Origin of the sequence: Agrobacterium tumefaciens (genome assembly GCA_025560025.1) — a bacterium.
GTDB lineage: Bacteria > Pseudomonadota > Alphaproteobacteria > Rhizobiales > Rhizobiaceae > Agrobacterium.
Window position 1 is genome coordinate 1,209,454 of the sequence record CP048486.1, and the last position, 22,298, is coordinate 1,231,751.

Below are 22,298 nucleotides of genomic sequence, written 5' to 3' on the forward strand. Positions count from 1 at the left end.
GAATTGCCTTGCGCGGGGCCGATAGATCAGGCGGTTTTCAGGATCTGCAATGCCGCTGCGGGCTGGGCGACCGCATTCTCGTCGCGGCTCCAGCGGCCAAAGGCGGCGCGGCCCAGAATCGCAATCGACGTGTCTTCCTGCGGCGCATGGACAAGCACGGTCTGAATGTCGCGGAAATGCCGTTCCAGCCCCAATTCGCTTCCAAGACCGGGATTGCCGATGCCGCGCACGGCGATCTCAACGGCATCGCGCAGCTGCCGGCCGGCAAGCAGCCTTGCCCTGATGAAGCCTTCAGCATCGCCATTATTGTTTTCAAGCGTACCGAAAATGATCTGGCGGGCGCCGGAGACCAGAAGGTCGATTTCGCCTGAAAGCGTGATGAAACGTTCGGTGCGGGCGATAGGATGGCCGAGATTGGCCGGCACGCGCTCATGCGCGAAGCGGATGAATTTGGCCTGAGCGGCTTCGGCCACGCCAAGATAGAGCGCTGTCAAGGCCAGTGTAATGGCGGCATGCGCCCGGTTGTCCTGCTGGGCGATCGATGGATCGACGAGGTCGATGACGTTTTCCGCCGGGATTTCGACATTGGCATAGTCGACGTCATGCGATCCGGTGGCGCGCATGCCGAGGCTCTGCCAGTTCTCGATGACCTTGATGCCCGGCAAGCCGTTCGGCACCACGAATGTTCCCACCCGCGCCGGTGTTTCGTCGGTATGCGCCCAGACAAGAAAATGCGTGAGGCCATATGCACCCGTCACGAAACGCTTGCGGCCCGTGATCGACCAGCCGGTTTTTGTCCGGCGGGCAAGTGTCGCGGGCAGACCGCCCCGCGCCGGCGACCCCAGTTCCGGTTCGACGCGCGCGGCATTGAGCAGCAGCGGCTTTTGTTTCGCGTCCGCCAGAAGCCGCCTGTAGAGATCTTCCGGCCAGTGGTTTTTCGCGGCCTGACCGAGATGGGTAAAGATCGTCATGGCGCTGATGAGAGCCACGGAAGGATCGCCCCGGCCAAGCGCCGCCAGAATGTGAGCGGTATCGGCAAGCGTGGCGCCCTGACCGCCGTAGCGTGTCGCAACCGTGCTTTCGAGGAGGCCGCTTTCATGAACGGCGCGGATACCCGTCCAGGGGAACTGGCCGGTCTGGTCCGCATCCGGTGCGGCCTGCTCAAGGACGCGCACGGTTGCGTCGAGGACGGTTGTGTCATGGGACATGCGTTGTCGAGGCTCTCTGGCTATGGAGGAAAGCGCCATGTCCCCGACAGGGACGGCTTGCTCCGTCTGCACTTGAAAAAATGCCCGGCCAGATGACCGGGCCGGATTACGGCATCAGGCTGCGGTCTTTTTCTTCGCCTCTTCCCGTTCGCGAATGCCTTCACGGACAAGCGGCAGGATGTAGCGGCCATAATCCACCGCATCATTGTAATTGTCGTAACCCCGGATCGAGATCAGGTCGGCACCGAGGTCGATATAATCGAGTATGGAATCCGCGATGGTGCGTGGCGAGCCGACCAGCGCCGTGGTGGCGCCGCTGGCATTGGTGGCCGTTACTGTCGGATACCACAGGGCGCGGTCATGCACGTCACCGCGTGCGGCGATCTCCAGAAGCCGTTGCGAACCGACATTTGCCGGACGCGGCGCATTGAGCGGTGCGCGCGTGACGCCTTTCTGGCGGTTCTCGTTCAATCGATCGAGAGTTCTGTGGGCCTTTTCCCAGGCAAGCTCATCCGTCTCGGCGACGATCGGCCGGAATGTGACCCAGATACGGGGGCGATCCGTGCGGCCCGCCTTTGCGGCTTCGGCATAGACCCGCTCGATCTGCTGCTTGGTTTCAGCAAGCGGCTCACCCCAGAGCCCGAAGATATCGCAGAGCGAACCGCCGATGCGATAGGCGGCATCCGACGAGCCGCCGAGCGAAATCGGAATAAGTCCGTTGGTCGGGCGCACGGCGCTGCGGAACTGCTTGAACTGGTAATATTTTCCATCGAAGTCGAAGGGCTCCTTGGAGGTCCAGGCCAGACGCAGGATTCGGATATATTCCTCCTGACGCTCGTAACGTTCTTCCTTGTTGAGGAAGTCGCCTTCACGCGCCTGCTCTTCGTCGCTGCCGCCGGCAATGAAGTGCACCACGACACGTCCGCCGCTCAACTGGTCGAGCGTTGCGAGCGATTTGGCGGCGACCGTGGGATAAACCGTATTCGGCCGCAGCGCGACGATGATCTTGATGTTTTTCGTGTGGGCGAGCACCGTGGCGCCAAGCGTGAACGGATCGAAGGACGAGGAGGAGTAGGGGATCAGCGTATAGTTGAAACCGTAATCATCGAGCGCACGCGCGTAGCGCTCCAGAAAAACGGGATCCACGGGCGCATCGGGCAGAGGGTTCAGGTCGTTCGACGCATTGGGAAAACTAACGCTAATAAATTCCGCGGCCATGGGGGCTCCTTCAGGTTCAATGCGGGCATGTTAGGATGCGGCGGATTAACGAGGAAGACAGGTCTTTCTTTTTCTATGGAATATGTAGAAAATATTCCCTGAGACGGCCTTCGATATAGGACCGGTGACCGCCGTGGTCTGCTGTCTTAACCCCTGGCGCCGATCGGCTCGTTATCTCAGGAAGAGGAGATGGGCGACCAGCCGAGGCTCGGCGCCACCGTGCTTGCGAGATCGCTCAGCAGCTGGATGTTTTCGGCAAGACCAAAGGCTGGTGGCAAAAACAGCACGACCTCATCGGCTGCCGCAAGGCCCGGATCGTTGAACACCGCTTCCAGCACCTGATCGGGCGTGCCCTGAAAGACCGGCGAAATCTGGTAGCCCGCCGGCTGGGCTGCCTGTTCGAGGGCGCCTTTGGGGCGAGAGGCGGCGATACCCTTGGTGCGCCGCTCCAGATCATAGGCAGCGTATTTTTCCCGAAGTTCGGTCGTGGTGCCGACCAGAATGGAGGCGGCGACGGCAACCGGCGGCGGTTCCGTTTTCCATGTCTTGCGCCATGTGGACCGGAAAGCCTCGATGATCCGCGCCTGATACTGTCCGAAACTCTCGCCTTCGGCCTGATCGTGCTGGACGGTTCCCGAGATGAGGCCGATGCCGAGTTCTGCCGCCTGCACCGCCGAGCCGATGCTTGCCGCGCCCTGGCGAATACGCGTGCGAAGCGTCGGGCTGTGCGGCGTTACACGCAGTTCGGTGCCCTCCGGGTTGGACTGCCCCCCTTCGACACGGTGCAGGACATCGCCCGCGATTGCCGAAAGAAAGCGTGTCTGGCGGTGCCTGGCCTCCGTGCGGGCATCGGTGTCGACCGTGCCGAACACCGCATCGAAAGTGGCGTTTGCACCGGTCGAGATGGCAAGTTCCAGCCGCCCGTCAATCAGGAGGTCAGTGGTGCCGGCTGCTTCGGCGAGCAGGATCGGATCCTGATAACGCATCGGGATGACCGCTGAACCCAGCGTGATATGATGGGTGTGCTGGCCGGCTGCGGCAAAGAACGGCAGCGGCGAGGATAGATAGTGATCGAAATGCCGCTGATAGGCCCAGCCAGACTGATAGCCCAGTTGTTCGGCGGCCTTGAAGAGTTCGATGCCTTCACGCAGCCCCTGCGCCGGTCCGGCATCGTCGTTAAAGGAGACCCGGGTGTTGAATCCGAGCCGTCGTTTGGGGCGGAAGGGCGCAGGCAGAGTATCGGCGGGTGCGGCGATGGTCATGCGATCTTTTCCTTGTCGAGAACCCGCCGGGGCAGAGCCTGTGGCGCACGGGCCATGGCGGCGGCGCCGGACGGGATCGATTCCAGCAGTGACGCGGTATAGGGATGCTGCGGATTGTCGAAGATATCGAGAACCGTTCCGTGCTCGACGATACGCCCGCGCTGCATCACCGAAACGGTATGGGCGAGCTGGCGCACCAGTGCGAGGTCATGGGAGACGAAAACATAGGTCAGACCGAGCTTTGCCTGCAACGACAACAGCACGTCGACAATGTCGGCCTGAACGCTGACATCAAGCGCGGAGGTTGGCTCGTCGAGCACGATTACATCCGGCTTGAGAACCAGCGCCCGGGCAATGGCAACGCGCTGGCGCTGCCCGCCCGAAAGCGCCGCCGGTTTGCGGGTGAGCAGGTGTTCGCCCAACCCCACATTGGAAAGAGCCTCGCGGACATTCTCCAGCCGTTCCGCACGGGTTCCGATCTTGAAACGGTCGAGCGGTTCGCGCACCAGCTGCTCCACGGTCCATGTGGGATCGAGAGAGGTGAAAGGGTTCTGGTAAACGAACTGGAGATGCCGCCATGTTGCACGCAGCGATGCGTGGGAGCGGCCGGCCAACTCTTCGCCGGCTACTGATATCGTGCCGGTATCGGGCTCTTCGAGGCCGAGCAGCAGCCGGATGGTCGTCGTCTTGCCCGAGCCGGACTCGCCGACCAAGGCATGGGTGGTGCCGGCGGGCACGTTGAAAGATACGTTGTTGACCGCCGTCAGTACCCGGTCGCCGACCCGGAAATTCTTGGTGACGGCTTTGAGCTCGATCTTCCGCTCCGTGGCGGCTTCGGCCTTTAGCAGCCGGAAACCTGGGTCACGCAGGCGGGCATAACGGTCCGGATTGAGGGCCGGGACATCGGCATGCAGTTTCCTTGCATAGGCGGAAGCGGGCGCGGAAAAGACCGAGGCGGTGCTTCCGGCCTCCTGGATGGTGCCGCCCTTCAGGACCACCAGCGAATCTGCTCGCTCGGCGGCAATCGCCAGATCGTGGGTGATGAGGAGCAGGCTGATATCCAGCTCATGCTGCAACCGTGAAAGCAGGTCGAGGATACGTTTCTGGATCGTGACATCCAGTGCCGAGGTAGGTTCATCGGCGACCAGCAGAGATGGGCGGGGCAGCACCGCAAGCCCGATGAGTACACGCTGCAGCATGCCGCCGGATAATTGATGCGGGTAGGAATCGTAGACAACATTCGGGTTGTCGAGCCCCACCTGCGCGAAGGTCTCGAGAATGAGGGCCTTGCGGATCGCCTTGTCAGGTTCATCGAGGAGGGCTGCCGCCTCCATCGCCTGCGCACCGATTGTCCTGACAGGATTGAGCGAATTGCCGGGATCCTGCGGGACGAAGCCGATTGCGCGTCCCCGCAGCGGCCTGAAGCTGCGCTCCGGCAAAGCCAATATTTCCTGACCGCCGAAGGTGACGCGACCCGTGGCGTATCCTCCGCTCGGCAAAAGCCGAAGCACCGCGCGGGCTATCGTCGATTTGCCGGAACCGGACTCGCCGATGAGGGCAAGGCTCTTGCCACGGCCGAGTTCGAAACCGACATTGCTGACGACTTCCTGCCGCCCATAGGCAACCGAGAGGTCGTCGACGCGCAGGAGCGGGGCGGGAGCCTGCTGCGGTCTGCCCGCAAAGGCGATGGAGCGGTCGATCGTTGTGGTCAGTCTGTCTTGCGTAGCCATCGGCTGATCCTGTTTACAGAGAGGACGGTCGCGATTGTGACGAAGGCGGGGGCGTATACCAGCCACGGCCATTTGAGGTAGTCCTTGCCGATCGAGATCAGCAGGCCCCAGTCGGAGGCGGGCGGCGGGTCGCCGTATCCGAGAAAGGCAAGGCTGGCGATCACGAGGATCGACTCGCCGAATTGCAGCACGGCAAGCGGCAGCACCGAGCGTGATGCGTTGGGCAGGACGTGGCGCAGAAGAATGAACCAGCGCGAGCCGCCGAGCAGGAAGGAGGCCTCCACGAATGTCGCCTGTCGCGTCTTGATGACCTCTGCACGCGTAACGCGGGCGAAGACGGCGACGGCCGAGACACCGGTGGCGATTGCGGCATTGATTGTCTCGAAGCCGATGGCGGTAACAACGATGACGGCCAGCAGGAATTTTGGAATTGCCAGCAACACATCGACCAGCCGGGCGAGGACGACATCGACCCAACCGCCGAGAAAGCCCGCCAGAAGCCCGATGAGACCGCCGGCGAACACGCCGATGACCACTGCGACGAGGGCGCTCGAGACGGAGGAGGCGGTGCCATAAACGACGCGGGCATAGAGATCGCGGCCGAGGTGGTCGGTGCCGAACCAGTGCTCGAGACTTGGACCAAGCAGCTTGTCCGTGGGAACCCCGTTGATCGGGCTATGGCTGGTAAAGAGGCCGGGCGCGAGCGACCAGGCAATCACAAGCGTGATGACGGCGAAGGACAGCGCCACGGTTACCGGTATCCGAAAGCCCGCCAGCCGGTCGGCGAGGCTCGTGCCCGGCGGGTAAGGGTTTGAAGAAAAGGTCATGGGGTCACCGCCTTGGTGGTGGATGTTTCATCGGCGATGGCCGGGCGACGTTTTTGCCCATCGACGATTTTCACGCGCGGATCGAGCAATGGGTAAAGCAGATCGGCAATCAGATTGACGAGAACGAAGACCACGGCACCAAGCGAAACGATCGCCTGCAGGACAGGCAGGTCCTGCGTGCTCACCGAGCGCTGCACCAGGCTGCCGAGACCGGTACGTCCGAAGACCGTTTCGGTGATCAGCGAATTGCCGATCAGTTCGCCGACGGTAATGGCGATAACGGTGACGACGGGTAGGGAGGCCGGCTTGAGCAGATGCTGTGCAAACAGCCGCGCCTGTCCGATGCCGCGGCTGCGGGCGACGGCCGCATATTCCTGTTCCGCCTCCTTGTCGAGATTTGCGATGAGCACCTCGGCGATCTGTGCGGAAAAGGGAATTCCGATCGTGATTGCCGCAAACAGCGTTGCCCAGAAGCTGTCAGGCTCGATGACGCGGAAAAGGCGCAGCTGGAAGCCAAAGAGATGTATGAGTATCAGGCCGATCACGAAATTCGGTGTTGATAGAAACAGCGAAGGAAAACCCCGGAGCAATCCCTGGCCATAGCGTTTCGGAATGACCTGGGTTCCATAGGCAACCGCCATCGCCAGAAACAGGGCGACGGCAAGTCCCGTGGATGCCAGCACCAGGGTGGAAGGCAGCACCTCGGCGATCAAGGTCGCAACGGGCCGGTTGGAGCGCATCGAGATGCCCAGATCGCCGGTCAGAAAGCCTGACAGTGACGACCAGAGTTGCACGATTACTGGCCTGTCGAGGCCCTGCGCGGCGATGATTTCCGCGATTTCCTGTTCGGTAAACCCGTTCTGCGGGTTGCGCAGCACACTGGTTATCGGGTCGCCAGGCAGGATGCTGACGACCACGAAGGTGAAGACATAAGCCAGCAGTATGACGACGACCGCCTGGCCAAGCCGTTTTGCGGCGTAGGTTAGGTAGGCATTGCTCATGCCGGTGCTCTCCTTCACGTTGCTCGATGATGCGGATCAGTCGCTGAGGGAAGCGGTGTAGTAGCTGGCGTAAGCGACGCCGTTATAGACCTCGCCCTTGAGCTTCGGCGACTGCACGTAAATCCGCTGCACGATCTGGGTTCTCGGAATGAAATAGCCCTGCTCGAGCACGTATTTCTGCAGCTGGTCGAGAAGCGGGCTGCGCTCGTCGAAGGAGCCTGCGCCGGCGATCTTGTCGCGCAATCCGTTGAGTGTCGCGTCGCGGTCGTCGAGCGCAAACCAGTTCTCACCATTATTGGCGTTGGTGAGAATGCTGGCGACCGTTCCCGCGTCTATGAAGCTGCGCGTCACCTCATAGGTCGGAACGGCGGCGCCACCGAACTTGACCTTTTCGCCGTAGGTCACGACGTCGTAAGAGCGGATGGTGACTTTCCAGCCAAGTTTGCCGAGCTGCTGGGCAATGAGCTCATCGACAGACTTCGATGTGGCAAGATAGGGATTGGAATGGATCGTCAGCGCGAGCGGTTTGCCGTCCTTTGTGCGGATGCTGTCGGCGCCCTTGACCCAGCCGGCCTCGTCGAGCAGCTTTTCGGCCTTGGCCGGATCATAGGCAAGGAGATCGCTGTGATCGGTCGCTCCCGGCACATTGCTCTGGATGAAGGATGCGGCGAGTTTCCAGTCGGGCGTATAGACGGTGTCGATGATTTCCTGACGATTGACGCCGGCCTGAAGCGCCTGGCGAACCTTCACATCATCATAGGGAGGAAGCTTGGTGTTGACGGCCCAGCCGTTAACGAAGCCGAGGTAGCGTGGCGTTGCGACCGTGAAGCCTTCCTCGTGCAGGGATTTCAACTCCTGGGGAGAGGCATTGTAGGCGACATCGGCCTGACCGGACTGGACCGAGGCGACACGCAGTGAAGGTTCCGTCACAAGTTTATAGGTAATGGAATCAAGATAGGCCGGGCCCGTGTGGCCGACGGCTGCCGGACCCCAATTGTAATCCTTGCGCTTAACCAGCTTGACGTAGTCACCTTCCTTCCAGGATTCGACGACATAGGGGCCGCTGCCGGAGGTTTTGCTGAGGTCCGCCTGCTGGGTGGCGGGCTGTGCGATTGTCTTCGGGGAGATCAGGATGGAGCCGTGATAGCCGAGTGTGGGAATAAAGCCGAGTGTCGGCTTCTTGAAGAAGACCTTCACCGTCGTTGCATCCACCGCTTCGGCACGGTCATAGGTCTTGGGGAAGAGACCGATCGGGTTGATGCCTTCGGCCTTGCGGCCGGCATACCAGATGTCGAGATTGGCAACGACTGCTGCCGCATCAAGGGGCGTACCGTCGGAGAAGGTTACGCCGCTCTTGAGATGAAGCGTGAATTCGGTGGCGTTGTCGTTCTGCTCCCAGCGTTCGGCAAGCCAGGGGCTGACTTTTCCGTCTGCGTCGACATAAAGCAGCTTGTCGGCCACATGGCCCCAGATATGGCCCTGAAAGCTGGAGATGGCGCTGTTGTTCGGAATCCAGGTATCGCCGAGCGAGTCGATGAGGAAGGTGATGTCGCCGCCGTTACGCGGGGTGTCGGCTGCCTCGACCGGAGCAGGCCCCGTCGCCGCCAGAAGCGCGATTGCACCTGCAAGAGTGGTCGTCAGCAGGCCCCGGCGGGAGAAGGAAAAAAGGGAAGAACGTATCGTCATTAAAAAATCCTGATTGGTAGAGTTGTGTCTTGTCTTGCTGGTTTCATGGGCCGCCGCCGCTTCACGCCCGCCAATTGCGCGCATGGGAAGGCGTTCACGCGGGCAGTCTGCCGCGAGGTTCAAAGGCCCGGAAATCGGGAAAATGTGCCTGCCTTATCCCGTTGGACAGTCAGGCCGATGCTGCGGTGTCGCCGTTACCGTTCAGCGATGGACGGCTCATTCGATCGCAGGCCGTGCTTGCTGATACATCGTGCGGTCATGACGCGGTCCCTTTGTTTGAAATTCGGATCTTGATGCATAAAGTAGCAGGGTAGCCAGAAGGAGAAAGACCAGTTGTTCTTTTTCTATCGAATTAATGGATTATTTTGCCGCGGTTTACGAAGGTGGTAGGATCAGCTTTTCCGGGGCTGATGACACCCTCGCGCTGGGCTTTTTGGCTGTGCCGAAACATCAAGGCCGTGGGCATGGCGGATGGCGGCGATCATCCCTCCGTCACGCCATTCGCAAATGCCATCTTTTCGAAAATCCGCACCGGAGGCGCTTCCCCGAGGAAACGCTCGACCTCCACTCTGGTGATCTGGCCGGTGGAACCCTGCGCCAGTTTCGAGGTGCCGATATCGCGGGTCAGGATGTTCGGATTGCCATGAATGCACATGGCATGTTCTGCCTGCGGGTCATGCGCTTCGAACCACGCACCCGTGGCCAGCTGCATCACGCCGTGGCGAACATCCGTGCTCAGAACGGCTGCGGCAAGGCAACTGCCGCGACTGTTGAACAACCGGACGATATCGCCATCGGCAATGCCACGACGGGCGGCATCTTCGGGGTTGATACGCACGGGTTCGCGGCTCCTGATCTTTGTGGAGCGGCTGAAAGCGCCATAGTCGAGCTGGCTGTGCAGCCGCTGATGCGGCTGGTTGCAGATGAGATGCAGCGGATAAAGGGCCGCATCTTCCGATGTCGTTCTGCCGGAATACCATTGCGGATGGCCGCCGCAATCATCATAACCGAAACCTTCTATCGTCTCGGAGAAGATTTCGATTTTTCCGGATGGCGTCTTCAGCGGGAAGGTGGACGGATCGTCCCGGAAGGCCCGTGCAGGCCCTCCATCATCCGGCTTTAGCGGCAGGCCAATCTCTCCACGCTCCCAGAATGTCTCGAAATCGGGCGCTTCGTGCCCGCCGGCGGCGAGCGCCCCACGCGTCGTTTCGTAGAGGAAGGCAAGCCATTCCCGGCTGCTGCGGCCTTCGGTGAAGGCTTCGAATTTGCCGAGGCGGCGTGCGATCCCGGAGAAGATTTCATAGTCATCCTTCGCCTCGCCAACCGGCTCGATCAGCTTTTTCATCGCAATCATCAGGGGATCGCGGTCGGCCGCGCCAATATCGTCGCGCTCCAGCGTTGTTGTCGCCGGCAGCACGATATCGGCGTGACGTGCGGACGATGTCCATGCGGTCTCATGGACAATGATGGTCTCCGGCCTTCTGAAAGCCGCCCGCAGCCTGTTGATGTCCTGATGGTGGTGAAACGGGTTGCCGCCCGCCCAGTAAACCAGGCGGATATCGGGATAGCGCAATCTCTGGCCGTTATAATCATAGTCGTCACCCGGATTGAGCAGCATATCGGCGATGCGTGCGACGGGAATAAAATCCGCAACCGGGTTTTTGAACTGATTGAGTGTCGGCAGGGGAACGGCCAGCAGGCTCTTGCCGACATTGCCCAAAGCGCCAAGGGAATAGGAATAACCGCCGCCGTCGAGGCCCATCTGGCCCAGCATGGCGGCCAGGACAATGCCCAGCCAGACGGGTTGCTCGCCATAATCGGCGCGCTGAAGAGAATGGCTGACGGTGATCAATGTCCTCGCGTTCGCCATGGCGCGGGACAGTTCCTTTATCGTGTCGGCGCCGATGCCGCAGATGCCGGATGCCCATTCGGGGCTTTTCGCGACGCCATCGGTCCGGCCCAGCAGGTAGTCCTCGAAACGCTGATAGCCGACAGTATAGCGGTCGATGAATTCGCGATCATGCAGGCCCTCGGCGACGAGAACATGGGCGAGGCCGAGCATCAGCGCAACATCGGTGCCGGGTGTGACCGGCAGCCATTCAGCATTCAGCTCCTTCGGAAAATCGTCCTTCAGCGGGCTGATAAGCACGAAGCGCGCGCCGCGCGCAGATGCGCCTTTCAACTTCTGCGGCACGATATGCACGCTGTTGCCGCCGCCATGCACATCCGTGTTTCTGAGCGCCATACCGCCGAAAGCGACGATCAATTCGCTGCTGCGCTCTATCGCATCCCAGGTCACGCTCTTGCGGTCGAAATGGTCATAGGGTCCGAGAACATGCGGAATGATGACCATCGCCGCGCCGGAACTATAGGTGTTGACGGAACACACATAGCCGCCAAGGACATTCAGAAAGCGGTGAACCTGGCTTTGCGCGTGATGGAAGCGGCCGGCGCTGGACCATCCGTAGGACCCGCCGAATACGGCCTGCGGGCCGAAATCCGCGTAAACACGCTGAAGCTCTTTTGCAACGATATCCGTCGCCTGCTGCCAGCTGACTTCCACATAATCATCCGCACCGCGCATTCTGGCGTTATCGGGTTTTCCCTCCAGCCAGCCACGCCGGATCGCCGGGCGCCGGATGCGCGCGCTGCTGTCAGCGATTGCAGGGAGATTACCGAGCAAAGGCGAAGGGTGTGGATCACCCGGATGCGGACGGATATCGAGCTTGCCATTGCGGTAGCTGCCCGAAAACGCACCCCAGTGGGAGCTGTGGGTCCTGTAATTATCCATCTGCGAAATCCCGCGTGGTCAGAGCGTTTCTTGGCGGCCGGGCAAAATCTTGCCCGGGTTCATGATGCCAGTCGGATCGATGGCGTTTTTGATGACGGCCATGAGATCAACCGCATCACCGTGTTCCTGCCGAAGATAAGCGATCTTGCCGGTGCCGACCCCGTGCTCGCCGGTGGAGGTACCACCGACCGAGATGGCGTGCTGCACCATCTTCTTGTTGATTGCCGCCACCTCATCGAGTTCCGTCTGGTTGGCAGGGTCGACGGCGAAGACCACGTGATAATTGCCGTCGCCCACATGGCCGAGAATGGCGGCGGGTACGCTGCAATCGCGCAGCAATTCACGGGTCTTTACGATGCAGCCGCTTAATTCAGAGACGGGCACGCAGACATCGGAGGACCAGCCCCTGGCGTTCGGGCGCTGTGAGACCACGGCATAAAACGCATTGTGACGGGCTTTCCACAGGCGGTTTCTGTCCTCCGGCGCATTCGCCCATTCAAAATCCCTGCCGCCATTGTCTTCCACGATCGCGGCGACCATCTCCACCTGTTCCTGAACGCCGGCCGGCGAGCCGTGGAACTCGAAGGCGAGCGTGTCCTCGACCTTGAGGGAAAGATTGGAATAGGCGTTGACGGCTTCGATCAGGCCACGGTCCATCAGTTCCATTCTGGCGACGGGAATGCCGAGCTGCACCACCGTGATGGCTGCGGCAACCGCCTTTTCGACGTCTTCGAAAGAGCAGAGCGCGGCCGAGATGGTTTCCGGAATGCCGTAAAGGCGCAACGTCACTTCTGTAATGATGCCGAGCGTTCCTTCCGAGCCGACAAAAAGCCGCGTCAGATCATAGCCGGCTGACGATTTGCGTGCTCGCCCGCCGGTGCGGATCACCTGGCCATTGGGCAGGACGACCGTGAGTGACAGCACATTCTCCCGCATGGTGCCGTAACGCACGGCATTGGTGCCCGACGCGCGCGTCGCGGCCATGCCGCCGATCGAGGCATTGGCGCCCGGGTCGATCGGGAAAAACAGGCCCATATCGCGCAGATATGTATTCAGCTGTTCGCGCGTGACGCCTGCCTCCACCGTGCAGTCGAGGTCCTCTGCGCTGATGCGGACGATTTTCGACATGCGCGACAGGTCAACCGAGACGCCGCCGCGCACCGCCGTCAGATGGCCTTCGAGCGAGGTGCCGGTGCCGAAGGCGATGACGGGAATACCTTCAATGGCGCAAAGCCGGACGGTTTCCGCAACATCATCCGTGCTCTCGGCAAAAACGACGGCATCGGGGATCGCCGGCGTATGGTGGGATTCACCACGGCCATGCTGTTCCCGCGAGGCCTGAGCGGTGGAAAAGCGCTCGCCGAAACGGTTGCGCAAAGCGTCCGAAAGAGCGGAAGGCAGTGCGCTCATCGCGCCACTCCGCGCGAGGACGAGGGGAAAAGAGACATGGAGAACTCCAAAAGAACGGTCTGAAGAAAGCCGCAGACCGGGCGCAGCCAAGTGGCAACAAGCACCCGGTCACGACAGGATCAGGCGACCAGTTTTTCGCCCTTGAGATGACGTTCAAGGAAGGGAAGGCTGTCCTGCCCCCAATAAAGTTCGCCCTCGTAACGGAATGTGGGAAGCCCGAACACGCCGGCTGTCTTTGCGGTTTCGTAATTGGCTTTCCAGATGGCGGCGATGGCGTCGCTTCCGCCGCGCTCATCCAGCGCCTTGCCGTCGAAGCCGGCTTTGTCCGCGATTGCACGGCGAATCTCGGCCTTGCCGATGTCTTCGCCGCCTTCCCAGAAGTCTCCCTGAAGTGCCTTGGTCAGCTTCAGCCAGTCCTCGCCCGCCTCGATGGCGGCAATGACCATGAAGCCTGCGGGGGTGGGATCGGAAAGGGCGGCACGGTTTTCGAAGCTCAGCGACTTGCCGCGCAACGCGGCCCAGCGCTTTAAATCCTTCGTCCAATAGGCACGGCGCGCCTCCGGACGGTTGCGGGAATAGATCGCGCCATTATCCTCGATCAGCGGAATGATGTGGGGCCGGATCGTGGCGTTCTGTTCACCGGCAAGGGCGGCGAAAGGCTCTAGGCCGAGGAAGGCCCAGGGGGAGCCGATGCCGAAGAAATAGTCGATGGTCTTTGTCATATCTGGTTTCCTCAGGATGCCTGGCCGGCTGCAAGATCGAACACCGAGAGCGCACAGTCCCGGGCGATGAGAACGGCATGCGGATCGCGCCCGACGGCGACGGTCGCGAGCGCGCCTTCGTAAAGAAGCGAAAGGTGAGATGCGGCCTGATCCGGCCGGCCCCCTGCCTTGGACATGACCGTCTCAAAGATGTCCCGTACCATTCGTTTATGGGTTCTCGCCACGGTGACGACCCGATCGGAATCGCCGTGTTCGGCAACCGCAAGTGCAAAGGCGCAGCCTCTGAATTCGGGGCTGTCGGCTTTCTCGTAAAGCCGCTCGAAAATCACCCGGATCTGGTCCCTCGGATTGTTCGTTGCAGTCAGAACATCCTGCAGCGAGCGAATGACACGGTCGTGGCGATCCTGAAGATAGGCAGCAACGAGGTGATCCTTGGATGGAAAATGTCGATAGAGTGTCGCCTTTGCGACCTTCGCTTCTTCAATAATGCGATCGATCCCGACTGCCCTGATACCCTCGTTGTAAAACAGCGCACCGGCGGCGGTGAGGATCTGATCTGGAATGGCTTCTCTCATTTTATCGCTTCAGTTTGGTGGTTTTCATGTGAAGAATGGATCGAACGCGTCATTGCGCGGCGGCGAGACCGTTTTTGTCGCGATCCTGCAATTGCAGGACAAGAGACCGGATTGCATCGACCGGCTCTGCCTTCGAGAAACGGCCCTGATGCGCCAGCCTGCCGGCAAGGGACTGGATAGCCTCGTTGTAAGGCGTCGCAATGTTGTGCAGACGCCCGAGCAGCACGATTTCTCCGTTGAGATAATCGACCTCGCTGGATGCGCCCCGGGCAAAACTCTGCCAGGTTGATTGCTGGCCAGGCTCGATGCCGCTGTTTTCTGCGATGCTCCAGCTCGAAATATCGATGGTCCGCTCGGAAGCAGAGGCGAGATTGTAACCTGCGGCTTCAAGCGCCTGACGGGCCTCATGGACCAGTGCCTCGGCGATGGAGGCCCGCAGGCCGGCTTCTCCTGCAAACAGATCCAGCGCATTGCGGACATTGTGAAGGAGTTTTGCCGATTTCCAGCGGCGGATATCGTTGCTGGTTTCCGCGAGATAATTGGCGCGAGTAAGGTCTGCGACAATTTCCGTCGCCGTATCGTCGGAACCGGCAGGGAAACGCCCTATGGTGACGACGCCGACCTGCGGATTGCCGGCTGCGGCCACTGCGCCCGTTTGCGTAAACCGGGCAGGGGTCAGAATGCTGGCCCCATAGACATTGGCGAAGGTTCTGAGCGCCAGGGCTTCCGTCGCCAGACCGTTCTGAAAGGTAACCAGCGGCAACTGCGCGGCCGTGGCGCCTTCCGCGCCCCGCACCTGACGCCATGACCAGTCCGCCAGCGTGGCTGCCACATCCTGCGTCTTGACGGTTAGCAGCAGAATATCATCGAGTGCCAGTTCGGGCGGTTCGGATACATCAAAGGCGTTCAGCCTTATCTGCTGCGTGCCGGATGGCCTCTGATAGCTCAGGCCCTGTTTGATAATGGAAGCAATCTGTGCGCCGCGCCCGACCAGAGCATATTTGATGCCGGAAAGCTCGAACTGCGCGGCAAGACTCGCGCCGACCGCACCTGCGCCGATAATAACGTATCGTGTCACCTTTTTCCCCAATTCAACCGGACCGATATTGCGCCAGCATCAATTGCAGCGGTTGAGATTGCGGCATTGATACAGGATTTCGTTCAACATCGTCCCTCCCTGAAGGCGGCCAATGATGACAGCTAGCCTAGGGATCAGAACCGCGTCAAGAAAGACAGGTCGTTCTTTTTCTATTTATTTTGTAGAAAATCATTTGGCATATGGAGGCTTTGCGGCCACCTCATTCCCGACCGTCAGGCAAGGCGGAACTCCCTGCTGCAAATCGGCCTGTTTTGAGCATGGGTGCCGGCGATTCGAAGGCTATGCTTCGGCGCGGATATTTGACATGGCGCACACGCCCGTGCCGGTGCCGCATTTCGGTCCGTCACGGGCGTATACTGGCTTTGGGGGCCTTATTTCACCTGGGCGACGACCAGCTTGCCGTCTGCGCGCTCGGCGACGAATTCGATGTTCGCGCCTTCCTTGAGCTTGGCGAGCAGGGCGTCGTCCTTGACGCGGAACACCATCGTCATGGCCGGCATGTCGAGGTTCTTCAGTTCCTCATGGATGATGGTGACTTTCTTGGCCGTGGCATCGACCTTCTTCACCGTGCCCTTGGTGAATTCCTGGGCGAATGCGCCGAAGGGAGCGGCAAGCAGGAGCGCTGCTGCAACGGAGATTTTAATGATTGTCTTCATGGTCAGGTTCCTTTGGTGAATGGGTTACTTTGCCGAGACTTTGAGATCGCCGCGCATGCCGGCCTCATAATGACCGGGTTTCAGGCAGGCGAATTCGAACATCCCGTCATTGGTGAATTTCCAGATGATTTCGCCGCTTTCGCCCGGCGCAAGGCTGATCGCATTGGGATTGTCATGTTCCATCTCCGGGGCCTTCTCCATGGCGGCCTTGTGCTCCAGATTGGCTTTCTGCTCGTCGAGGATGAATTCGTGGTCCAGCTCGCCGACATTCTTCACGGCAAAACGCACGGTCTTGCCCTTCTTGAATTCAAACTTGGCGGGGGTGAACAGCATCTTGCCGTCAGGCGTCTCCTTCATCGTCACCTGGATGGTTTGCGTCACCTTGGATTTGTCGCCGGGTTCACCGATCGCCATCGCATCATGGCCACCGCCGTGGGTGCCCGAGGCGAAGGCGGGTGTGGCAAGAGCGGTGAGAAGCAGTGCAAGTTTCAGTCTGGTCATTGCATGTTCCTTGGTTCTGTGGGGGTTGTGGTCTGCACGATCAGCCGTGTTTCATGGGTTTCGGCGTGATCTGTGTTTTGGGATCATTGGTCTTTTCGGTCGCCGGCACGTCGCCGGTCCATTCCCAGGCCTGGGTTCCGGGCGGGTTTTCGTACCAGCCGGGATCTGAGTAATCGCCGGCGGAAATGCCTTCGCGGACCTTCACCACGGAGAACATGCCGCCCATCTCGATCGGGCCGTGCGGCCCCCAGCCGGTCATCATGGGAACGGTATTCTCAGGGATTTCCATTTCCATGGCGCCCATATCGGCCATGCCGGCGGTGCCCATCGGCATATATTCCGGCCGGACCTTGCGGATTTTTTCGGTGACGGTTTTCTTGTCGACGCCGATGAAGGTCGGGACATCATGCCCCATCGCGTTCATCGTATGGTGCGACTTGTGGCAATGGATCGCCCAGTCGCCGACATATTTGGCGTCGAATTCGTAAGCCCGCATCGCACCGACAGGGATGTCGATGCTGACTTCGGGCCACCGAGCCTCGGGCCGCACCCAGCCGCCATCCGTACAGGTCACCTCGAAATCGTAGCCATGCATGTGGATCGGATGGTTTGTCATGGTCAGGTTGCCGACGCGCACGCGCACCCGGTCATCCTTGGAAACCACCAGCGGATCGATGCCCGGAAACACCCGGCTGTTCCATGACCACAGATTGAAATCCGTCATCGTCATGATTTTCGGCACGTAGGAGCCGGGGTTGATGTCGAAGGCGTTGATCAGGAAGACGAAGTCGCGATCAACAGGCATGAATGCCGGATCCTTCGGATGGATCACGAAGAAGCCCATCATGCCCATCGCCATCTGGACCATTTCGTCCGAATGCGGGTGGTACATGAAGGTACCCGATTTCACGAGATCGAACTCGTAAACGAAGGTCTTGCCGACGGGGATATGCGGCTGTGACAGGCCGCCGACGCCGTCCATGCCCGACGGCAGGATCATGCCGTGCCAGTGGATGGTCGTATGTTCCGGCAGCTTGTTGGTGACGAAAATACGCACCCGGTCGCCTTCGACGGCCTCGATGGTCGGGCCGGGCGACTGGCCGTTATAGCCCCAGAGGCGGGCGGTCATGCCCTCCGCCATCTCGCGCTCCACCGGCTCGGCGACAAGGTGGAATTCCTTGACGCCATTGTTCATCCGGAATGGCAGGGTCCAGCCGTTCAGGGTGACGACCGGATTGTAATCGGGACCGGTGGTGGGCTTGACCGGCGCCTGGGTTGCCGCCGTTTCCATCACGGCCGCTTCCGGCAGGCTGCTATTCGATGTCTTTGCCCAGGCCGCCGTGGAGACCATCGCGGCGCCGACACCCAGAAAGTTTCTTCTATTGAACATGGCCGTTTCCTTTCTCAATGTCCGCCACCGCCGCCACCAGCGGTGGCAACTTCTGTTTCTGCCCCTGCCGTAGCCGCGCCACCGCCATAGATGGCGGGAGCGAGGCCGGCTTCCGCGAGCCAGAAGTCGCGTTTGGCATTGATGGCGAGCAGGTTCGAATTGACTTTTTCGCGGCTGTCGGCGAGCAATTCGAAGGTATTGGTGAGCATGCCATTATAGGTGAGCAGCGACTCTTCCTCGATCTTCGTTCGCAGCGGCACCACGCTGTTGCGATAATGCCGGGCGATATCGTAGTTCGAGTGATAGGCCTGATAGGCGGAGCGGGCTTCGGAGCGGACATTGACCGCCTTTTCCGCCAGCAGATTTGCCGCCCGCATATAGGCAAGTTCGGATTCCCGCATTCTCGCCCGGCCGGAATCGAAGATCGGAATGACGAATTCCAGTTCTGCATTGCCCGTCGTCTGTTTGTTTATGGCGTCCTCGTCACGCTCGCGTTCGGTCTCGAAACCGGAGCGAAGTTCGAGATCGGTGACGTATCGGGTGGCCTCGGTGAGCTTGAACGACCGGGCGGTCGATTCCAGATCGAGTTTGGCGATCTGCAAATCCACGCGGCGCTGCAGCGCCTCGGCCTCGATCATGTCGCGTTTGGCAATATCCTTGGGAAGCTGCGGCAGGCGATTGGGAATGCTGTATTCGATGTCTCCTCCCCACAGTCCCATCAGCCTTGTCAGCTCTTCCTTCGCAAGACGTGCCTCAAGCCTCGCCTTGGCGATCTGGCCTGTCAGCTCGGCATAGAAGACCTGTTCGCGGGCCTGGCCCTCCTTGTTCAGCGAGCCTGCCTCCCCAAGCTTTTTGGCAAGTTCCGAGGCGGCATCCGCAGCCGTCTGCGCCTGAGCGAGCTGGCCGACATTTTCCCAGGCCGCGACAGCCGTGATCCACGCCCGGCGGGTATCCGCCGCCAGTTGCAACGTCTTCAGCGCGGCTGCGAGCTGCGCCTTGCGGAAGCCGGTATCGGCAATCTCGACATTCTGTTTAAGAGTGGCCAGCGCCAGAATATTGGTAACGATCACACCCTCGATCGCCTTGTAGGCCCTGAGCCCCGGCGTGCCGATGCCCGTCAGCCCGATACCGACCCTCGGATTGACCAGCATGGTCGATTGCCAGGCGGTTGCGGCAGACTCGCCAAGATCCGTATAAGCAGCCTGAAGGCCCTTGTTGTTGAGCAGTGCGACCTGAACCGCCGTTTCGACATCGATGGTTTTGGCGGCCATCAGCGACTTGACGCGGGCCGAAGTCGCCTGCGCCTCTGCCCTGTTCTGTATCCAGACCGTCTGCTTTCCGGTCGCTTCGGATGTTTTGGCCGATACGGTGGTGAAGCCCGCATTTTTCGAGGTGTAGTCGGCGGCCGTGACGCAGCCGCCGAGGACGACGGGGAAGGAAAGGGCGGCCGCGAGTTTGAATATACGTATCGTCATGATGCGTCTCCTTTCGGAGCCTGCGCATCGTTCTGGTTACGCCAGGGCTTCGGGTCAGCCGGGGCGCGGTGCGTATAACCCGTAACCGGCGTTTGATAGCGGATGGGTGCGGCGCCGAGCGACGGGTTCGCCGCGTCTTCAAACGAGGTAACCTCGTTCATCAAGGATGTGGCCGTGCAGCCGCCCAGAAGCAGGGGCGCTGCCACCACGATGTAAATAGGATTCATGGTAATGTCCGAACAGGAGATGTAACGGCGCGACGGCGCTAAAGCCGCTCACGCACGGTCATTGCCCAGCAGGCGGGCTTTGCCTGTTCAGATATTCGGTGGACGGTGAAGGAGCGGGGTCTCGCCCACGGCCTTGCTATCGTCGAGGAAGGAACGAATGGAATTGTCGACGGGTTTGCCCAGCGCGTCATGAGCGATCAGCACGGCCATGCCGAGACAGAAATCGCCGCAGCATTCCGGCTTGACCGGCTTTTTAACGCCGCTGTCATGCTCTGCCGCATCCATCTTGTGATGATCGTCGGACGCCATGGCCGAACCACCGTGGCTCTTCATCGCGCCATGATCCATCATGACCGATTGGTCGTGCGGCATTCCCGCAGCGTCTGGACCATGCATTGCGGCATTGACGGTGGAAACGCTGTAGCCCGCCAGTGACAGTATCATCACCAGTCTAAACAGCAGTGCCGTCAATTTCGATGTTTGCAACATCTTACGCATGGACAGTAGAAGAGCCGTAGTTCTCGAATTTTGTCAATGAGTATCACTCATAACCATCGACAAATGCCGTGCCTTCCGGTTCCGCAACCTCACGTCGTCTCCATGAAGGCATCGTCGAGAATGAGGAGCTTGCGCGCCTGCATGCGGGCATATTCCTCGTAAAAGCCCTGCGATATCCAGAGCGCCGAGCGACCCCGCCTTCCGCTCCAGCCGATGCCGCCGATCAGTTCGGCCGCCGCAAGCTTGCGGGCAACATGGGGGCGGGTAAGGGAGAGCGATTTTGCCAGTTCCGACACCGTCTTCACATCTGTCAGGTGCCTGCCCTGTTCCGTCGGCTTTTCCCAGTCTATCCCGGCGATCAGGCGATCCATCAAAAGCCCGCCGGCGTCGAACCAGTTGAAGATGATGGAAAGTGGTCCGGGGCAGCGAACCTCGGGATTGGAGAGCAGCGCTTCCGTCACGCGGGGATGGATGTGTGCGAGCATGGTTTTGGACTGTTTGATGAATCTGGAGGCCCTGAAACCTTCATCGATCAGGTCGAGTGCTTGAAAATGCACGTCGTACCAATGGGCAAGCATCGCCAGGGTCAGCTGCGAAGGCGCCACCCCGTCGGTTTTCTGTTCTCCGGATTTCACCTCTGTCGTCAGCCCGCGTTTCAGCGCCTCTTGAAAAAAGGCGTAAGCGACATCGTGGCTGGCGAGGCCATGGCGGAGCGCGAGACGGCCGAAATCTTCCCGCGTCAGGGCGGGCTCGCCCGCTCCGGTCTCGCAGATGTCACATTTCTGAAAATACAGCGCCAGCAGCGCATGGCAAAGGAGCCTGCTCTGGCGCGTCGCAAAAAGCGCGGTCATGCCGGGCGAACCTTCATAAAGGGCGATGAAACTTCCGGAAAGCAGACGCAGTGCTGCCGTGAAGGAACTCGTCTGGAGCAACCGGTCGATTTCACAGGGCGGCGGGCTGCGGCGAAATGCGGTGGCGTCGGGCAGCCCGGAAATCGCGAAATCGAAAAAATTGGTCATGGGAGCGCTCCTCAGATTGCCGGACGGGACTGCACGATCCATCGGCTTTACAGAGGTGGGGATGAGGCGTCTTCTCATTGCGCGCAGAGGTGAAATTTAAGCGGTCGGCAGGCTCATCGCGCGTGCCTCGCCAGGTGTCATGCCAAAGGTGTTGCTGAACACCCGGTAGAAGGTGGCAAGGCTGTCAAAGCCGCAACCATAGGCGACCTGCGTTATTGGCAAAGCGGGAAATTCCAGCAGCAGGCGTCGCGCTTCCTCGATACGCATGGAGGAAAGCGTCCGGGAAAACGACAGTTCCGAGCCCTCGAAAACGACATGCAATTGCCGCAGCGAAATGCCCAGTTCCTTCGCCACCGAGGCGGGTGTCAGGTTTTGCCGGGATTTTTTGTGCATCATGATGTCCTGGGCGGCATAACAAAGCCCGGTCCTCAGCGCGGCGCGCACTTCCGGCATGGAGGGCGAAAGCCGCCCACGCACCGTCATGGCAAGCCGGGCGACATGCGCCACATCGCGTTCGGGGTCGATGAGCCTGCCGTTGTCGGCGTTCAGTGCATTGAAAAGCGCTCGGAAGGGCCGGGAGAAGGCGGTATTGTCGCTATAACGCGTCGCAAACAGGTCATCGGCCGGTTGGCCAAGCATGACCTCGTAGTCGACGGGAATCTTGAGCATCCTGTAGTGAAAAGCCGCCTCGCCGCCCGGTAACGCGTCATAGGGTAAATCCGAGTAATTGATGGTGATATCGCCACCGCTGACGGCATGGACACGGTCTCTGCCGGTATGCAGCAGCCCCGAGCCCGTCACCTGCAGGCCGATGCAGAGGCTGTTGCCAGCAATGCGGGCTATATCCGCTTCCGTGCGGTTGACCCGGTAGGAGGAGGCGCGCATCTCGCTTACGACGGCGCCGGCAATGGCGCGCGCCTGAAACGACCCTCTGAAAGTGTGGCGACGATCCGGAGCAAGTTCGATCGTCACGCCGAACAGGCTTTTGCCGCGCACCTCGCGC

The 22,298-nt window shown here is 60.4% G+C and carries 20 protein-coding genes; all 20 read right to left on the reverse strand.

Translation table 11 applies throughout. The features are described 5' to 3' along the window. Window positions 1-26 precede the first annotated feature (26 nt). A complete protein-coding gene (locus FY152_19500; protein ID UXS34321.1) occupies window positions 27-1,208 on the reverse strand; it encodes an acyl-CoA/acyl-ACP dehydrogenase in 1,182 nt (393 codons plus the stop codon). A gap of 114 nt (window positions 1,209-1,322) precedes the next feature. Continuing rightward, window positions 1,323-2,426 carry an LLM class flavin-dependent oxidoreductase gene (locus FY152_19505; GenBank protein ID UXS34322.1) on the reverse strand — a complete coding sequence of 368 codons (1,104 nt, stop codon included), beginning with the start codon at window positions 2,424-2,426 and terminating at the stop codon, window positions 1,323-1,325. Window positions 2,427-2,602: 176 nt separating this feature from the next. Continuing rightward, entirely contained in the window at window positions 2,603-3,688 is a 1,086-nt protein-coding gene (locus FY152_19510) for an LLM class flavin-dependent oxidoreductase (GenBank protein UXS34323.1), read from the reverse strand. Further along, the gene (locus FY152_19515) at window positions 3,685-5,418 is read right to left on the reverse strand and encodes an ABC transporter ATP-binding protein (GenBank protein UXS34324.1); all 1,734 of its coding nucleotides are present in this window, start codon (window positions 5,416-5,418) and stop codon (window positions 3,685-3,687) included. The genes FY152_19510 and FY152_19515 overlap by 4 nt, the downstream gene beginning before the upstream one ends. Continuing rightward, entirely contained in the window at window positions 5,397-6,245 is an 849-nt protein-coding gene (locus FY152_19520; protein UXS34325.1) for an ABC transporter permease, read from the reverse strand. The genes FY152_19515 and FY152_19520 overlap by 22 nt, the downstream gene beginning before the upstream one ends. Further along, window positions 6,242-7,246 carry an ABC transporter permease gene (locus FY152_19525; protein ID UXS34326.1) on the reverse strand — a complete coding sequence of 335 codons (1,005 nt, stop codon included), beginning with the start codon at window positions 7,244-7,246 and terminating at the stop codon, window positions 6,242-6,244. The genes FY152_19520 and FY152_19525 overlap by 4 nt, the downstream gene beginning before the upstream one ends. 36 nt (window positions 7,247-7,282) lie before the next feature. Continuing rightward, window positions 7,283-8,932: an ABC transporter substrate-binding protein gene (locus tag FY152_19530; GenBank protein UXS34327.1), complete on the reverse strand. Its 1,650-nt coding sequence runs from the start codon at window positions 8,930-8,932 to the stop codon at window positions 7,283-7,285. Between the two features lie 481 nt (window positions 8,933-9,413). Continuing rightward, the gene (locus FY152_19535; GenBank protein ID UXS34328.1) at window positions 9,414-11,723 is read right to left on the reverse strand and encodes a molybdopterin-dependent oxidoreductase; all 2,310 of its coding nucleotides are present in this window, start codon (window positions 11,721-11,723) and stop codon (window positions 9,414-9,416) included. Between the two features lie 18 nt (window positions 11,724-11,741). After that, on the reverse strand, window positions 11,742-13,133 hold the full coding sequence (locus tag FY152_19540; protein UXS34329.1) for an FAD-binding protein: 1,392 nt from the start codon (window positions 13,131-13,133) through the stop codon (window positions 11,742-11,744). A 119-nt stretch (window positions 13,134-13,252) separates the two neighbouring features. Next, entirely contained in the window at window positions 13,253-13,855 is a 603-nt protein-coding gene (locus tag FY152_19545; GenBank protein UXS34330.1) for a 2-hydroxychromene-2-carboxylate isomerase, read from the reverse strand. A gap of 11 nt (window positions 13,856-13,866) precedes the next feature. Beyond that, window positions 13,867-14,430, reverse strand: a complete 564-nt coding sequence (locus tag FY152_19550; protein UXS34331.1) for a TetR/AcrR family transcriptional regulator — start codon at window positions 14,428-14,430, stop codon at window positions 13,867-13,869. Window positions 14,431-14,479: 49 nt separating this feature from the next. After that, entirely contained in the window at window positions 14,480-15,508 is a 1,029-nt protein-coding gene (locus FY152_19555; GenBank protein ID UXS34332.1) for a ketopantoate reductase family protein, read from the reverse strand. A gap of 392 nt (window positions 15,509-15,900) precedes the next feature. After that, the gene (locus FY152_19560) at window positions 15,901-16,185 is read right to left on the reverse strand and encodes a hypothetical protein (protein UXS34333.1); all 285 of its coding nucleotides are present in this window, start codon (window positions 16,183-16,185) and stop codon (window positions 15,901-15,903) included. Between the two features lie 24 nt (window positions 16,186-16,209). Then, window positions 16,210-16,686, reverse strand: coding sequence for a copper oxidase (locus tag FY152_19565; GenBank protein ID UXS34334.1), 477 nt, complete (start codon window positions 16,684-16,686; stop codon window positions 16,210-16,212). 40 nt (window positions 16,687-16,726) lie between these two features. Further along, window positions 16,727-18,076 (reverse strand): copper oxidase, encoded by a 1,350-nt coding sequence (locus tag FY152_19570; GenBank protein UXS34335.1) that lies wholly within the window; start codon window positions 18,074-18,076, stop codon window positions 16,727-16,729. 14 nt (window positions 18,077-18,090) lie between these two features. Beyond that, entirely contained in the window at window positions 18,091-19,551 is a 1,461-nt protein-coding gene (locus tag FY152_19575; protein UXS34336.1) for a TolC family protein, read from the reverse strand. Then, on the reverse strand, window positions 19,548-19,778 hold the full coding sequence (locus tag FY152_19580; protein UXS34337.1) for a hypothetical protein: 231 nt from the start codon (window positions 19,776-19,778) through the stop codon (window positions 19,548-19,550). Before FY152_19580 ends, FY152_19575 begins: the two co-directional genes overlap by 4 nt. An 87-nt stretch (window positions 19,779-19,865) precedes the next feature. Further along, complete coding sequence (locus FY152_19585) at window positions 19,866-20,276, reverse strand: hypothetical protein (GenBank protein ID UXS34338.1); 411 nt, start codon at window positions 20,274-20,276, stop codon at window positions 19,866-19,868. A gap of 89 nt (window positions 20,277-20,365) precedes the next feature. After that, entirely contained in the window at window positions 20,366-21,295 is a 930-nt protein-coding gene (locus FY152_19590) for a hypothetical protein (protein UXS34339.1), read from the reverse strand. Window positions 21,296-21,391: 96 nt separating this feature from the next. Continuing rightward, window positions 21,392-22,291, reverse strand: a complete 900-nt coding sequence (locus FY152_19595; GenBank protein ID UXS34340.1) for an AraC family transcriptional regulator — start codon at window positions 22,289-22,291, stop codon at window positions 21,392-21,394. Window positions 22,292-22,298 lie beyond the last annotated feature (7 nt).

Coding starts and splice junctions, on each gene's coding strand:
- FY152_19500 (UXS34321.1), bottom strand. CDS start 1,208: ATGTCCCATGACACAACCGTCCTCGACGCAACCGTGCGCGTCCTTGAG.
- FY152_19505 (UXS34322.1), bottom strand. CDS start 2,426: ATGGCCGCGGAATTTATTAGCGTTAGTTTTCCCAATGCGTCGAACGAC.
- FY152_19510 (UXS34323.1), bottom strand. CDS start 3,688: ATGACCATCGCCGCACCCGCCGATACTCTGCCTGCGCCCTTCCGCCCC.
- FY152_19515 (UXS34324.1), bottom strand. CDS start 5,418: ATGGCTACGCAAGACAGACTGACCACAACGATCGACCGCTCCATCGCC.
- FY152_19520 (UXS34325.1), bottom strand. CDS start 6,245: ATGACCTTTTCTTCAAACCCTTACCCGCCGGGCACGAGCCTCGCCGAC.
- FY152_19525 (UXS34326.1), bottom strand. CDS start 7,246: ATGAGCAATGCCTACCTAACCTACGCCGCAAAACGGCTTGGCCAGGCG.
- FY152_19530 (UXS34327.1), bottom strand. CDS start 8,932: ATGACGATACGTTCTTCCCTTTTTTCCTTCTCCCGCCGGGGCCTGCTG.
- FY152_19535 (UXS34328.1), bottom strand. CDS start 11,723: ATGGATAATTACAGGACCCACAGCTCCCACTGGGGTGCGTTTTCGGGC.
- FY152_19540 (UXS34329.1), bottom strand. CDS start 13,133: ATGAGCGCACTGCCTTCCGCTCTTTCGGACGCTTTGCGCAACCGTTTC.
- FY152_19545 (UXS34330.1), bottom strand. CDS start 13,855: ATGACAAAGACCATCGACTATTTCTTCGGCATCGGCTCCCCCTGGGCC.
- FY152_19550 (UXS34331.1), bottom strand. CDS start 14,430: ATGAGAGAAGCCATTCCAGATCAGATCCTCACCGCCGCCGGTGCGCTG.
- FY152_19560 (UXS34333.1), bottom strand. CDS start 16,185: ATGAAGACAATCATTAAAATCTCCGTTGCAGCAGCGCTCCTGCTTGCC.
- FY152_19565 (UXS34334.1), bottom strand. CDS start 16,686: ATGACCAGACTGAAACTTGCACTGCTTCTCACCGCTCTTGCCACACCC.
- FY152_19570 (UXS34335.1), bottom strand. CDS start 18,076: ATGTTCAATAGAAGAAACTTTCTGGGTGTCGGCGCCGCGATGGTCTCC.
- FY152_19575 (UXS34336.1), bottom strand. CDS start 19,551: ATGACGATACGTATATTCAAACTCGCGGCCGCCCTTTCCTTCCCCGTC.
- FY152_19580 (UXS34337.1), bottom strand. CDS start 19,778: ATGAATCCTATTTACATCGTGGTGGCAGCGCCCCTGCTTCTGGGCGGC.
- FY152_19585 (UXS34338.1), bottom strand. CDS start 20,276: ATGCGTAAGATGTTGCAAACATCGAAATTGACGGCACTGCTGTTTAGA.
- FY152_19590 (UXS34339.1), bottom strand. CDS start 21,295: ATGACCAATTTTTTCGATTTCGCGATTTCCGGGCTGCCCGACGCCACC.